Genomic DNA, 13,526 nt, shown 5'->3' with positions numbered 1-13,526 from the left:
TCTGATGTAGCGAGGCAAATATGACTGATTCCCATGAGGGATTGAATGCGGCCACTAAAGATTGGCCCAAGGCTCTATTCGCAATTGCGTTGTTGTTTTCGGCGTTTCAGCTGATCACCGCCGCGTTTCATCCGGTTTCAACCCAAATTCTGCGTGCAGTGCATGTTGGCTTTCTGTTGTTGATAGTCTTTATCACCTATCCGACCACCCAGCGTCGTCCGCTGAAGCCATTTGGTTGGCTGTTAGGCGTGCTGGGATTTGGTATCGCCATTTATCAATGGGTGTTTGAAGCGGACCTGATTCAGCGTTCTGGTGAGTTAACCATCGAGGATTTAGTGGTTGGCACTTTGCTGATCGCCTTGGTGTTTGAAGCGGCTCGTCGGGTGATGGGCTTTGCCTTGCCGTTTATCTGTACCATCTTTTTGGGATATGGCCTGTTTGGCGAATATCTGCCGGGTGATTTAATGCACCGTGGCTATGGTTTCGACCAGATAGTGAACCAGTTGTCATTTGGTACTGAAGGCTTTTATGGCACGCCCACTTATGTGTCGGCGACCTATATCTTCCTGTTCATTCTGTTCGGTGCGTTCTTAGAGCAGGCCGGGATGATCAAACTATTTACCGATTTTGCCCTCGGCTTATTTGGCCATAAATCCGGTGGTCCAGCCAAAGTATCGGTGGTGTCATCGGCCTTGATGGGCACCATTACCGGTTCAGGGGTAGCTAACGTGGTGACCACTGGCCAATTTACCATTCCTTTAATGATGCGCTTTGGCTACCGCCCAGCATTTGCTGGTGGCGTAGAAGCGACGTCGAGTATGGGCAGCCAGATTATGCCGCCAATCATGGGCGCGGTTGCGTTTATCATGGCGGAAACCATCAACGTGCCATTTATTGAGATTGCCAAGGCGGCGTTGGTGCCGGCAACACTCTATTTCGGCTCGGTATTTTGGATGGTTCACTTAGAAGCGAAGCGCGCCGGGCTGGATGGCTTGCCTAAAGAGGAGTGTCCTAATCCTTGGACGGCGATTACCGAGCGCTGGTATCTGCTCATCCCGCTGGCGGTATTGATCGGACTGCTGTTCTCTGGTCGAACCCCGTTATTCAGTGGCACCGTCGGCTTATCTCTGACGGCGTTAGTGATTCTCGGCTCAGCAATTGTGATGCAAGTTTCCTCGAAGTGGCTGCGACTAATCTTCTGGATTGCGCTCGGTATTCTCTGTGCGGGCTTCTTCCAGATGGGTATCGCGGTGGTATTTGGGGTAATTGCCGCCTTGGTGGGGGTGTGTTGGTTTATCAAAGGTGGCCGCGATACGCTGCAAATCTGTTTGCACGCCTTAGTCGATGGTGCGCGTCATGCGGTGCCAGTGGGGATTGCCTGTGTGCTGGTGGGGGTGATTATCGGTGTGGTATCACTCACCGGTGTGGCTTCTACCGTGGCGGGTTATATTTTGCATGTTGGTCAAAATAACCTGTTCCTGTCACTGGTGCTGACCATGATCACCTGCTTGGTGTTGGGGATGGGCATCCCATCGATTCCGAACTACATCATCACCAGTTCAATCGCTGCCCCTGCACTGTTAGACCTCGGGGTGCCGTTGATTGTATCGCATATGTTTGTGTTCTATTTCGGCATTATGTCGGACTTAACGCCGCCGGTGGCTTTGGCCTGCTTTGCCGCGGCGCCAATTGCTAAAGAGCGTGGTTTAAAGATCAGTTTATGGGCGGTACGTATCGCAATCGCGGGCTTTATTATCCCCTACATGTCGGTGTACTCACCGGCGTTGATGCTACAGAGTGATAGCTGGTTGGCGATCATCTATGTGGTGTTTAAAGCGGCATTGGCGATTGGTTTGTGGGGCGCGGTATTTACCGGTTATCTCACTAAGCCATTGACCTGGTGGGAGCGGATCTGGGGCTTTGCCGCTGGTGCATCTTTGATTGTCGCGACCCCTATGAGTGATGAAATCGGATTTGCGCTAGTGGCGAGCTTCCTATTGCAACATTTAGGGCGTGACTATTTGGCGCGCAGAAAAGTCTAATGTTGGGATTGTGCTTAGGCTTAGCTGGACAAGTATGGGCTGAACTGCCGCAACAGCAGTTCACCCTGAGCTGGCGTCATACGGTGGAGAAAATCGTCTGGCAAGAAGACTACCAGCTTACACCGCAAGGGTTACAGATCTTGCAGGCGAGTGTGCAAGGCACTGGTGCGGGGATGGAGATCCCCGACGGCGCTAAGTTTTATGATGATAGCTGGAACTATCAACCTCAGTTAGCACCGATTCCCGTGTTGAAGCTGGGGCGAACCCCTGAAGCTGGCGACTATCAACTCTGCTTTGCTGGCAAATGTCAGCCAATGAGCCATTGGATTGGCCCACCCGAAGCCGCGGTTGCAGCGGTCGAGTTGTGGGGATGTCAGCAATCCTCTCTGACAAAATAACAAACGGCGCCTAAGGGTGAACTTGGCGCCGTTTTCATTTTGGGCTAAATCACCCTAGTAATGCCTGACCGGCTAAGGAATTGCCAGTTGCTGTTTGCCCACTTGCTGCGCATGTTCGGCGCGCTTGTTCATCTTGTATTGCAGCGCCTCAGCGGGCACTCGGTTACTTTTGCCGGTGGTTAGCCATAGCTTTAAGCGGTTAGCATCGGCGATGTGGGTGTATTTGCCAAAGGAATCGAGCGCGACAAAGGCGACATTGCGATTCCCCATCTTTGTGAGCATCGCCAAGCAATGACCCGCTTCATCGGTGTAACCGGTTTTGGTCAAACTGATGTGCCAGCCCTTGCGGTTGACCAAGGGATTGGTGTTGTAAAACGCCATGCTGTAACGTGGTTTATGAAACGTCACGCTACGATTTTTGGCCACACTCAGTTCACCAATAACTGGGTATTTTTTTAATGCAATGAGCAGCTTAATGAGATCCGCCGCAGTAGATACGTTGTGCGGCGACAAACCGGTCGGCTCTTCAAACATGCTATTGTTCATTCCCAGCGCTTTTGCTTTGGCATTCATCGCCTTAACAAAGGCTTGGTAACCGCCAGGATAATGATGCGCCAGCGTGGTCGCGGCACGGTTTTCTGAGGCCATCAATGCCAGCGATAAGGCTTCTTTACGCGTTAAGTTACTGCCAAGGCGGATACGCGACACCACGTTTTGCATCATCGGTGATTGGCTAACATCCACGGTGATGCGTTCGTTTAGCGGCAAACCTGCATCCAGCACCACCAATGCCGTCATCAACTTGCTGACGGAGGCGATTGGCGTGACCAAATTAGGCGCTTCAGCATAGAGGGTTTTACCCGTGTCGAGGTCAACTAGCATGGCACTCTGCGAGGCCACTAACGCTTGTTCAGAGGGTTGGGTCGCTGCATAAACTGCACTGGTGAGCAGCATGAAGCAACTGAGGCTGGCTGTAATAAGTCGTCTCAACATTGGCACTCAAAGCATGTCTAGTGAAAATATCGTTGCCCAGTGTAATTAAAACCTCGGCTGTTGCAAGGTGAACACTGCGTAAGCGGGGAATTATTTACCTTTGATCTGTAACAAAAAAGGATGGCTAGGCCATCCTTCTGTTTACGGCAGTTGAGCTTAGTTCAGTTGCAGATCGTTAAAGCTGCGAATATGACGGAAACTGCCTGCGGCTTCGGCTGGGTCGCGGATCATCTGGCAGGTTTGCATGCCTGCAGCTTGTGCTGCTTTGAGTTCGTCAGCAAAGTCAGAGATGAACAGCACTTGCTTCGGCGCCATGCTGATGGTGTTAATGATGTTGCTGTAGGCTTGCTTGTCCAATTTGCCACCGGTACGGGTATCAAAATGGCCATTGAAGACTTCGGTTAAATCACCGCCATCACTATGGCTAAACAGCAGCTTTTGCGCTTCCACCGAAGCAGACGAGAAGCTATACAAACGAATGCCGCGGGCTTTAAAGCGGTTAGCTGCATCAATAAAGTCAGGGAAGATATGGCCGGTAAACTCGCCTTTGGCGTAGCCTTCTTTCCAAATTAGCCCTTGCAAGGTTTTCAGCGGCGTGGCTTTACGGTCTTCTTTGACCCACTGCTGCAAAATCTCGGCAACACGCTCCAGCGATGCGTCATCTTCAAGTGCCATTTCGCGCGTGTCGCAAATACAGTTATCCACGAGCACATCATCTTTGTGCTGTGCCAGATACGTCGGCATGGCTTGAATAGAATAGGGAAACAGCACGTCATGAATAAAGGCGTGATCTGTGGTGGTGCCTGCTGTGTCAACGATAATGGCTCTGATGCCCATGAATAGGTACTCCCGAGACTCCTTGTTTGCGCTTTGAGCATACTAAGCGTTATTGCTGCATTTGACCAGCCAAACCCCGATTTGTATGACACTTGTGCGACCAATTCATCATCAAGCTCCATGACTGTCGCCAGCTGACTAATTTAGAAACACCTTTCATTTTGAGTAATGCGGGCATATCTGTTAGAACTGCTTTAAATTTAGACACTGATCTGGATCACTAACGTTGGGTGGGAACGGCAGGATTCAACCTCAGTAAACGCTGTCTGAGCAGCAATTAAGGAGGATGTAATGAAATACGCGTTGTCCATTAACGGTAAACAGCTACAGGCGGAGGTCGACCCCGATACGCCGCTGCTGTGGGTGTTACGCGATACGCTCAATCTCAAGGGCACCAAATTTGGTTGTGGTATGTCGCAGTGTGGTGCCTGCACCGTGCATCTCGATGGTAAGCCGATTCGTAGTTGCGTTACGCCAATTAGTGCCATCGGCAACAAATCGATCACCACAATTGAAGGCATCAGCGCCGATGCGGTCGGTCAAAAAGTGCAGCAGGCGTGGAAGATTCTCGATGTGCCGCAGTGTGGTTACTGCCAAGCAGGGCAGATCATGGCGGCGGTGTCGTTACTGAAGCAGTTTCCACAGCCCACCGATCAGCAGATTGACTCTGGCATGAGCCGCAACCTGTGCCGTTGTGCCACTTATCACCGTATTCGTGCGGCGATTCATCAAGCGGCTGACGCCGTGAAGGAGGGCTAACCGATGACCAGCTCTCTTAATCTTGAACGACGTCATTTTCTTAAAGCCAGTGCTGCTGTTGGTGGTGGCTTATTTCTCGGTTTGTATCTGCCTAAGCTCGGTGTTGCTGCCGACACTCCCTCAACTCCCGCAATGGCCGTACTGAGTGCCCATGTGCGGATCACAGCCGCGGGCGTGATTGAAATCATGTCGGTAGCGCCGGAAATCGGCCAAGGGATTAAAACCTCACTTCCGATGGTCATTTGCGAAGAACTCGACGCTGATTGGGCACAGGTGAGTGTACTGCAAGCGCCACTCAGTGCTGAGTTTGGACGACAGTCGGCCGGTGGCAGTCGCAGCACGCCGGCGCACTTAGATGAGCATCGTCGCATCGGCGCTGCAGCAAGGCAGATGCTATTGCACGCCGCCGCAGAGGAGTGGCAGGTTGAACTGGCAGCGCTGACCACCAAAGCGGGCATGGTTTATCATGCCGCATCAGGTCGACAGCTAAGCTACGCGCAATTGGCGAGTAAAGCCGCCAAACAAAAGACGCCAGATTTAGCGGCAGTTTCCCTCAAAGACCCAGCGAATTTTACCGTGATCGGCCAGTTCACCGCAGGGGTGGATAACGACGCCTTGGTTAACGGTCGGCCGTTATTTGGCATTGATGTTGAGCTGCCGGGCATGCTGCATGCGGTGTTTGATAAATGCCCTGTGTTTGGCGGCAAAGTGGCGCAGGTCGACTTAGCCCCCATTAAAGCCATGCCCAGTATTCGCCATGCCTTTGTGGTGGATTCCAGCAGTGTCGATAGCGGCGTGGTGATAGTGGCAGACAGCTGGTGGCAAGCCGAAAAAGCGCGTCGACAACTCAAGGTGACTTGGGACGAAGGCCCAGCTAAACAGCAAAATAGTGCTGATTTTGATAAACAAGCGCAGCAGTTGTGGCAGCAAGCGCCAACGCAAATTGCCCAGAATGTGGGCGATGTAGACAAAGCCTTTGCCGCAGCGGCCAAATTGGTTGAAGCGGAATATTCCTACCCCTTTATCGCGCATGGTCAGTTAGAACCGATCAACTGTACTGCTCATTGGCACGATGGCCATTTAACCCTATGGGCGCCAACCCAAAGCCCCGCCAGCGGTCAGCGCCAAGCGGCGGCCGCTATCGGCGTTGATATTAGTGATGTCACCGTGAATATCACTCGCATGGGCGGCGGTTTTGGGCGCCGTTTGTTTAACGATTACATGGCCGAGGCGGCGATCATTGCCAAAGCCGTGGGCGTGCCGGTCAAGCTGCTGTGGAATCGGCAGGATGATTTTCAGCACGACTACTATCGTCCCGGCGGCTATCACAAATTTAAGGCAGGGCTTGATGGCAACGGGCAGTTACTGGCCTTTAGCGATCATTTTGTGAGTTTCGGCAAAAATGGCCGCATGCTGTTGGCGGCGGGAATGCACGCAGCCGAGTTCCCCACCGGCTTTGTGCCGCATCTGCAATTTGGCCAATCTTTGATTGAGGCGCAGATCCCGACCGGTTGGTTACGCGCGCCAACCAGTAATGCCATGGGTTTTGTCTTCCAGTGTATGTTGGATGAAGTCGCGCATGCTGCAGGGCAAGATCCATTGGCGTTCCAACTTGCCTTGTTAGGTCGTGCTGATGCCGCGCCGCAAGGTGGCTTTTCGCCACAACGGATGGCTGCGGTGCTCACCCGTGTGGCGGAAATCAGTGATTGGGGCAAAGCCGTGCCTAAGTCTCACGGCAAGGGCATTGCTTGCTATTACAGCCATGCGGGTTACTTTGCTGAGGTGGTACAGGCCAGCGTCAATGCCCAGGGCGAAGTAACGGTTGAAAAAGTCTGGGCTGTGGGCGATGTCGGCGAATTTATTGTCAATCCAAGTGGCGCCATGCACCAAGTCCAAGGTTCTGTGCTTGAGGGCTTATCGCAAGCGCTGTATCAAGAGGTGAAGATTGACGGTGGCGCGCAAGTTAGCAACTACCATCAGCACAAAATCATCACCATGAAGGCGACCCCAGCCGTTGAAGTGGAGTTTATCAAGAGCAACAACCCTACTACTGGGCTTGGCGAACCGGCATTACCGCCGGTGATCCCCGCGTTGTGTAATGCACTCTTCGTAGCAACCGGTAAACGGGTACGCAGCTTGCCGATCAAACCCGAGATGTTTGCTTAGTTGATCTCGCAACTCACCAAAGCCGCTGATTCAGCGGCTTTTTTATCGGTTTCGGCTTATTCGGCCGCAAACTGCTGCAACATTGTGTTTATTGCCTCGCAGTGGTTATTCGCTTGCCACACCATCGCATAAGGCACTTGTGGCACATTGCCAGCGAGTTCCACGGTAATAATGTTGCTCGGAAACAGATGTCGGCTGTAATAGGGCAGTAAGGCCACGTGCTTGACTGACTGCACTAGCGATATCGCCATGGTCAGCGTTTCTGCTTGGTGACTTAGCGTGAGATTGACGCCGTTGCGGTGGCCAAACTCGACACTAGCTTGATGCAGCGCCGGGCCAAACTCCGCGGTGGCACTGACTATCGGCTGGTTGATTAACTCCGTGGCGCTGAGCTGCGCTTGCTGAGCCAGCGGATGGTCGCGATGCATTGCCGCAATCAGCGGCGAGTGACCTAATATTCTAAAATTAAAACCATACATATCAGGTCTAGGAGGAACAAAGGCAACGTCGATTTTTCCAGCGAGTACTTCATCCAGCAAGGTGGGGGCGGGCAAACTGCGCACCACCAAATCCACCTGCGAAGCTTGCTGCACTATCGACGATACACGCGCCAGATATTTGTGCTCCAAACCATAGTCAAACCCCGCGACAAACTGTGCGGCTGCCCCTTTAGCCACTTGCCGTGCCCGCTCAACCGCCCGCTCACACTGTGCAAGCACCAAGCGGCTTTCATCCAAAAATACTTTACCTGCTTCGGTCAGGCTCACTTGGCGATGACCACGAACTAACAGCGGTGTGCCGACATAGCTTTCCAAGTCTTTAATTTGCCGACTTAACGACGGTTGCACCGTATAGAGCCGATTGGCTGCTTCGGTAAAGCTGCCTGTGTCAGCAATGGTGATGAAGTAGCGTAAATGTCGAAGTTCCATTTCTCATGCTCCCATACTTTTTAACTATGGTATCAGGCTTTTAAACAATTGGTAGAGGCGTCGGTAACATAATAAAGTGACCACAAATAGTGATGATGATCACATTTTGAATTGAATAGATAGAGGTTGAGCCTCTTCGACTGTTGAGCCCAATGCAGGCAAATTCAGTTTGGCTCGACCGACTTCAGCATCAATCAGCACCTAGCGCGCGAAGACTGCGTTGGCCAGTGTGCCGTCAATGGAAAGGTGATGTTATGAGTACAAATTTATTAAGTTATGCAGGTAAAACCGTGGTGATAACCGGTGCTGCAACAGGGATTGGTAAAGCCACCGCGCAAGCCTTTGCCGAACAAGGTGCCAATGTGGTGATAGGCGACGTTGATCCTCGCGCCGAACAAACTGTGGCAGAGATTGTGAATAACGGCGGCAGTGCGCTGTACGTTAAAACCGACGTTAGCCAAGCCGAATCGGTGCAAAATTTGGTGGCTGCTGCTGTTAAACAATACGGCAAAATCGATGCAGCCTTTAATAATGCCGGCATTCTGCCACCCACAGCTCCACTGTTTGAACAATCCGAAGCGGATTTTGATCGCGTAATCGGTGTTGACCTGAAAGGCGTGTTCCTCAGCATGAAATATGAGATCGAAGCCATGCTGAAAACCGGTGGTGGTGCGATTGTGAACACTGCGTCAGTCGCTGGTGTGGTGGCCGATCCCGGTATGGCGCCCTATGTGGCCGCGAAACACGGGGTGGTCGGTTTAACCAAAGCCGCTGCGCTGGATTACGCTCGCCAAGGTATTCGTGTTAACGCCTTGGCGCCAGGTCTCGTTGCTTCCCCTATGACCGAACGTTGGTTAAAAGACCCTAAATTTGTTGAAGCCTTGATGGCCAACAGCCCCATCGGCCGCCCAGCAGAACCTGCTGAAATGAGCGGTACTGTCTTGTTCCTATGTTCTCCAGCCGCAAGCTTTGTCACTGGCCAAGTTTACTTAGTCGATGGTGGTCAAACTGCTCACTAGCACCTAATTGCCACTATGTGCTGTGGCAGTTAACAAAATTTTTAACTCCAAATCATACAGTAAGGTGTTGAACGATAGCTTTAACACCTTGCAAAAAGCGAGGGCATAAATATGTCTAACACGAATCAATTTTTACAAGACAAAGTGGCTATCGTGACCGGCGCCGGTGCAGGCTTAGGTCGCTCAATCGCACTGCATTATGGTAACGCGGGCGCTAAGGTCGTGGTCTCTGATATCAACGAAGACAATGGTAGAGAAACCGCGGCATTGATTGCTGAAAACGGCGGTACCGCCACCTTTAAACGTGCCGATGTTTCGAAAGCCGCCGATGCCGAAGCGCTGGTGCAATACGCCGTGAACCAATATGGTCGGCTCGATATCGCCTGTAACAACGCGGGTGTCGCACCACCGGCCACCCCATTGGCAGAGGTGAGCGACGAGCTGTGGCACAAAATCACCTCAGTGAATTTAGATGGGGTGTTCTACGGTATGCGGGCGCAAATTAAAGCGATGCAACAAAACAACGGCCAAGGCGGCACTATCGTCAATATTGCTTCTATTCTTGGCCAAGTTGGCTTCCTTGGCTTAGGTCCCTACGTTGCTACTAAACACGCTATCGTCGGTTTAACCAAACAGGTCGCGGTGGATTATGCCTCGCAAAATATTCGGGCGATTGCCATTGGCCCAGCCTTTATTAAAACCGGTTTGGAAAGTAACTTAGATCCAAAATCCCGTGCAGCCTTGGATGAAGCACATCCTATCGGTCGTATGGGTGAACCCGAAGAAGTCGGCGCTGTGGTCGCCGCAGTATCTGCCTCCACTTGGTCATTCGTCAACGGTGCTTATCTGCCAGTGGATGGTGGATTCTTGGCGCGTTAATTCGCGCGACGGTGACATTTACAAAGGGCCGCTTGGCCCTTTTTTGTTGCGCGCTTTGCGGCGGAGTTTTTCGCAATTACAGACTTATTGGTTAGTTTGGTTAACTAATAATGGTTCATTTTGCTTGATAGTTTTGCCTGATTGCTGAATAGCAATTGCCGTCACGCCGTGAATTCGTCCCAGAAGGCTGCCGCGTGCTATCCATGGCGCTAAGCGTCGGCTCGTTGCTATTCAGCATCTACCGTATCGAGGCTGCATGATAGTTCGACGAGATCCGTGTAGAAATGCATGGAGTTGATGCGTTGGTTTTTTTCTGCGCTTACTATAGATATTAAATGGTTAAATGCTGCTGACATACTTGGATTTCGTTCTCGGCAGAATCTAGCAAGTGTTTTTTGTGCTTCCGCTATTTTCATCTCATTTGTTGCTGTTCGCTGACGTAGATGATTATCAACGGTGCAGATAACATTTGTGAGTTTACCTGAATAATTACCTGAATCGCCACTACTTCACTAGACAACTTTTAGCCTCATTAAAATACTGACGTTCATACTCTAACGGTGATAGCCCATCATTGGAACTATGCTGTCGTTTTGGGTTGTAAAACATCTCAATATAATTAAACACATCCATCTTTGCGTCGTCCCTTGTCGCATAGATTTTTCGCTTAATTCGTTCACGTTTCAGCAGTTGAAAGAAGCTCTCGGCTACGGCGTTATCATGGCAATTGCCTCGACGGCTCATGCTACCTTCCAAGCCATGAGCACTTAAAAATTCATTCCAATCATGGCTGGTGTATTGGCTTCCCTGATCTGAATGAACCAGCACTTTGCCATCAGGTTTACGACGCCATACCGCCATTAATAAAGCATCTAGCGCGAGCTCTTTGGTGATACGACTGCCCATTGACCAACCAATAATGCGACGTGAGAACAAGTCCATCACTGCGCCAAGATAGAGCCAACCTTCATGTGTTTTGATATAGGTAATATCCGTCACCCACGCTTTGTTCGGCGCTAAGGGGTTAAATTGCCGTTCTAAACGATTTGGTGTTACAACATGCTGCTCACCACTACGAGCTCTAGGCTTGCGATAACCAACTTGTGCTCGCAATCCCGCTCGCTGCATCAGGCGATGTACGCGATTAATACCGCATTGCTCACCAAGATCACGCAGATCTCGATGAAGTTTGCGGTATCCATAGACGCCACCAGACTCAAGCCAACACTGTTTGAGTTGACCTGTAAGTCGTTCATTGTCACGTTGTCGCTTCGACTTTGCGCAGCTCCTCCACGCGTAATACCCGCTCGGATGAACATCAAATAGCTGACACAGTTGTCGTACAGAGTGGCTGTGATGATGCTCTTGGATAAAGGCGTATCTTACTCGGGGTGGCTTGCGAAGTACGCCGCGGCTTTTTTTAACAGGTCACGTTCTTCAGTAACGCGCTTAAGCTCTTTTTGTAGTCGTCGAATTTCGGCGGACTCAGCAGATTGCTGAAGGTGTTCCTCGGAATCAGGACCATAGCGCTTAATCCAGGCATACAGACTGTGTGTGGTAGTACCTAAACGCTGAGCAACTTCAGCAACAGAATAGCCAGCAACAGTGACTTGTTTAACTGCTTCGATTTTGAATTGTTCGGGGTAACGTTTATGGCTCATGGACACCTCTTTTTTAGCTAGTTTATCTAACTAAAAGGTGTCTAGGAAATCAGTGGCGATTCAAGGATTACCTAAGCAATGCGCTAATCAGCTATTGGGAAGCGGTTACTTGTTTTGTTATCGAACGCTAAAACGCGCAAATTTGCCATTTTGAGCTAAACCTAAACGGTTATAAAAATCTGCAAGACTTAATACGCTTCTATCCGCAGGGCTATTCAAAGGTGCTTTTCGGTGCGGCGGTTTACTAAAGGTGAAAACATGAAAAATTTTCTGTTAGCTTCTGCAATTATGTTGGCATTTAGCGGTGCTGCTCAAGCATCTGATTGGGGATACAGCGGCCATCATGGGCCTGAGCATTGGGGGGATATCGCTGGCACTTGTGCTGCGGGCGTTAACCAAAGCCCGATCGATGTGACCAAAGCGGTCAAGGCAGAGCTGTCTGCGTTGGAGCTTAACTATGCGGGGCAAGTGACTGAACTGACCAACAACGGCCATACGCTGCAAGCCTCAGTAACTGGCACGAACACCCTAACCGTGGATGGCGATGTATTTGAGCTAAAGCAGTTTCACTTTCATACACCGTCAGAAAACTTAATTGAAGGTAAACAATATCCTTTAGAAGCTCACTTTGTTAACCAAGACAAACAAGGCAACCTGGCCGTTGTGGCGGTGATGTTTGACGCTGGTGCGGATAACCCAGCGTTGGCGGCGCTTGCGGCTGCTATTCCTAGCGGCAAAGGGACGAAAGCATTACCTAAGAGTTTCGACGTTAAAGAGATGCTGCCAAGCACTGAACATTACTATCGCTTTAACGGTTCGTTGACGACCCCGCCTTGTACCGAAGGGGTGCGTTGGTTTGTGATGCAGGATGCTAAGGCGCTGTCGGCTGAGCAACAAAAGGTGCTGACTGATACCATGGGGCATAACAACCGCCCAGTGCAAGCGCCACATGCGCGAGTGGTACTAGTGAAATAAGCGAATGTAGATGTGATGCTTGACGTTAGGGGCTGAAGTATCAGCCCCTTTTGTTTGGCAAAGATATAATTCGATAAACAGCGAAAAGCCTGCTGGCTTTGCCAACTGGCTTCGCAGAGCGTTAAGATGGCGCTATTCCATTGTTGATGTGGGCCACTTTATGCCTTCCATTTCTTTGATGAAACTGCAGCGCGGCTTTAGCGGTGCACAAGTGTTACTGATGCTTTTGGCAACCGTTATCGTCACCATTGCACTCAGCTATTTCGTTATTCGCACCTATATTTTCCCGCAACCCTTTACTCCGGTGACCTTAGATCAAAAGGCGGAACGTAAGCTCGAATCTAAATTGCAGGTACTAGGTTGGCAGAGTGAGAGTGGTGGCAAAGCATCGCGGGACGGCAAGTTAACGCCAGAGCCTTACTCTGAGTCAGACGATAAACGCCAAGTCACTTTCAGCGAAAAAGAGGTAAATGCGATTATTGGTCGCAGCCCTGATTTTGCAGAACGGGTGGCGCTCGATTTTTCCAATAACTTGGCCAGCGCCAAGGTGTTAATTCCTATTCCGCAGGACTTCCCCATCATGGCGGGACAGATCTTGCGAGTGAATGCCGGACTTGATATCCACCTAGATCAAAACCGTCGTCCGGTGGTTGCTTTGGTGGGCGTGAGTTTAATGGGCGTACCTATCCCCAACGCTTGGTTGGGAAACATGAAGAACGTCAATTTAGTCAGTGAATTTGGCGATCGTGGCTTTTGGAATGCCTTTGCCGATGGGGTGGAGGATATTCAGATCCGCGAGGGTGAGCTTTATATTAAATTGCGTAAATAGCGCGTGATGCGCCAAGAAAAACGTCGGCCAATTGTGCCG

General features: G+C 50.8%; 12 protein-coding genes. 8 read left to right on the top strand and 4 right to left on the bottom strand.

Annotation, left to right across the window (positions count from 1 at the left end; all coding sequences use genetic code 11):
- Positions 1–20: 20 nt before the first annotated feature.
- Positions 21–2,042, top strand: coding sequence for a TRAP transporter permease (locus JYB87_RS18180; protein ID WP_207354829.1), 2,022 nt, complete (start codon positions 21–23; stop codon positions 2,040–2,042).
- Positions 2,042–2,440: a DUF1850 domain-containing protein gene (locus tag JYB87_RS18175; RefSeq protein ID WP_207354828.1), complete on the top strand. Its 399-nt coding sequence runs from the start codon at positions 2,042–2,044 to the stop codon at positions 2,438–2,440. The genes JYB87_RS18180 and JYB87_RS18175 overlap by 1 nt, the downstream gene beginning before the upstream one ends.
- A 72-nt stretch (positions 2,441–2,512) precedes the next feature.
- On the opposite strand, the gene pbpG is transcribed toward JYB87_RS18175, so the two are convergent.
- Both pbpG and mtnC read right to left on the bottom strand, forming a co-directional pair.
- On the bottom strand, positions 2,513–3,433 hold the full coding sequence (gene pbpG / locus JYB87_RS18170) for a D-alanyl-D-alanine endopeptidase (protein WP_207354827.1): 921 nt from the start codon (positions 3,431–3,433) through the stop codon (positions 2,513–2,515).
- Between the two features lie 156 nt (positions 3,434–3,589).
- Positions 3,590–4,270: an acireductone synthase gene (gene mtnC / locus JYB87_RS18165; RefSeq protein ID WP_207354826.1), complete on the bottom strand. Its 681-nt coding sequence runs from the start codon at positions 4,268–4,270 to the stop codon at positions 3,590–3,592.
- A 291-nt stretch (positions 4,271–4,561) separates the two neighbouring features.
- Between mtnC and JYB87_RS18160 the strand changes: the two genes are divergently transcribed.
- Together JYB87_RS18160 and JYB87_RS18155 are read left to right on the top strand one after the other, a co-directional pair.
- Positions 4,562–5,029 carry a (2Fe-2S)-binding protein gene (locus JYB87_RS18160; protein WP_207354825.1) on the top strand — a complete coding sequence of 156 codons (468 nt, stop codon included), beginning with the start codon at positions 4,562–4,564 and terminating at the stop codon, positions 5,027–5,029.
- A 3-nt stretch (positions 5,030–5,032) separates the two neighbouring features.
- Positions 5,033–7,195 carry a xanthine dehydrogenase family protein molybdopterin-binding subunit gene (locus JYB87_RS18155; RefSeq protein ID WP_207354824.1) on the top strand — a complete coding sequence of 721 codons (2,163 nt, stop codon included), beginning with the start codon at positions 5,033–5,035 and terminating at the stop codon, positions 7,193–7,195.
- A 56-nt stretch (positions 7,196–7,251) separates the two neighbouring features.
- Here the strand turns inward: JYB87_RS18155 and JYB87_RS18150 are convergent, their stop codons facing one another.
- Positions 7,252–8,124 (bottom strand): LysR substrate-binding domain-containing protein, encoded by an 873-nt coding sequence (locus JYB87_RS18150; protein WP_207354823.1) that lies wholly within the window; start codon positions 8,122–8,124, stop codon positions 7,252–7,254.
- A 254-nt stretch (positions 8,125–8,378) separates the two neighbouring features.
- Between JYB87_RS18150 and JYB87_RS18145 the strand changes: the two genes are divergently transcribed.
- Positions 8,379–9,143, top strand: coding sequence for an SDR family NAD(P)-dependent oxidoreductase (locus JYB87_RS18145; RefSeq protein WP_207354822.1), 765 nt, complete (start codon positions 8,379–8,381; stop codon positions 9,141–9,143).
- 111 nt (positions 9,144–9,254) lie between these two features.
- Positions 9,255–10,022: an SDR family NAD(P)-dependent oxidoreductase gene (locus JYB87_RS18140; protein ID WP_207354821.1), complete on the top strand. Its 768-nt coding sequence runs from the start codon at positions 9,255–9,257 to the stop codon at positions 10,020–10,022.
- A gap of 504 nt (positions 10,023–10,526) precedes the next feature.
- On the opposite strand, the gene JYB87_RS18135 is transcribed toward JYB87_RS18140, so the two are convergent.
- Positions 10,527–11,683 (bottom strand): IS3 family transposase gene (locus JYB87_RS18135; RefSeq protein ID WP_207354820.1). Its coding sequence is split into 2 segments (ribosomal slippage): positions 10,527–11,446 and positions 11,446–11,683, totalling 1,158 coding nucleotides; the frame shifts between segments, so codons are not numbered across the junction.
- Positions 11,684–11,941: 258 nt separating this feature from the next.
- On the opposite strand from JYB87_RS18135, the gene JYB87_RS18130 reads away from it, so the two are divergent.
- Positions 11,942–12,658 (top strand): carbonic anhydrase, encoded by a 717-nt coding sequence (locus JYB87_RS18130; RefSeq protein ID WP_207354819.1) that lies wholly within the window; start codon positions 11,942–11,944, stop codon positions 12,656–12,658.
- A gap of 160 nt (positions 12,659–12,818) precedes the next feature.
- On the top strand, positions 12,819–13,487 hold the full coding sequence (locus tag JYB87_RS18125; protein ID WP_207354818.1) for an arginine N-succinyltransferase: 669 nt from the start codon (positions 12,819–12,821) through the stop codon (positions 13,485–13,487).
- Positions 13,488–13,526 lie beyond the last annotated feature (39 nt).

Source organism: Shewanella avicenniae, from assembly GCF_017354945.1.
GTDB lineage: Bacteria > Pseudomonadota > Gammaproteobacteria > Enterobacterales > Shewanellaceae > Shewanella > Shewanella avicenniae.
The sequence above is the reverse complement of the archived record's forward strand: the minus strand, read 5'-3'. Positions and strand labels throughout refer to the sequence as shown.

Bases quoted from the DNA above. Each gene is read 5' to 3' on its own strand.
- JYB87_RS18180 (WP_207354829.1), top strand. From the start codon at position 21: ATGACTGATTCCCATGAGGGATTGAATGCGGCCACTAAAGATTGGCCC.
- JYB87_RS18175 (WP_207354828.1), top strand. From the start codon at position 2,042: ATGTTGGGATTGTGCTTAGGCTTAGCTGGACAAGTATGGGCTGAACTG.
- pbpG (WP_207354827.1), bottom strand. From the start codon at position 3,433: ATGTTGAGACGACTTATTACAGCCAGCCTCAGTTGCTTCATGCTGCTC.
- mtnC (WP_207354826.1), bottom strand. From the start codon at position 4,270: ATGGGCATCAGAGCCATTATCGTTGACACAGCAGGCACCACCACAGAT.
- JYB87_RS18160 (WP_207354825.1), top strand. From the start codon at position 4,562: ATGAAATACGCGTTGTCCATTAACGGTAAACAGCTACAGGCGGAGGTC.
- JYB87_RS18155 (WP_207354824.1), top strand. From the start codon at position 5,033: ATGACCAGCTCTCTTAATCTTGAACGACGTCATTTTCTTAAAGCCAGT.
- JYB87_RS18150 (WP_207354823.1), bottom strand. From the start codon at position 8,124: ATGGAACTTCGACATTTACGCTACTTCATCACCATTGCTGACACAGGC.
- JYB87_RS18145 (WP_207354822.1), top strand. From the start codon at position 8,379: ATGAGTACAAATTTATTAAGTTATGCAGGTAAAACCGTGGTGATAACC.
- JYB87_RS18140 (WP_207354821.1), top strand. From the start codon at position 9,255: ATGTCTAACACGAATCAATTTTTACAAGACAAAGTGGCTATCGTGACC.
- JYB87_RS18130 (WP_207354819.1), top strand. From the start codon at position 11,942: ATGAAAAATTTTCTGTTAGCTTCTGCAATTATGTTGGCATTTAGCGGT.
- JYB87_RS18125 (WP_207354818.1), top strand. From the start codon at position 12,819: ATGCCTTCCATTTCTTTGATGAAACTGCAGCGCGGCTTTAGCGGTGCA.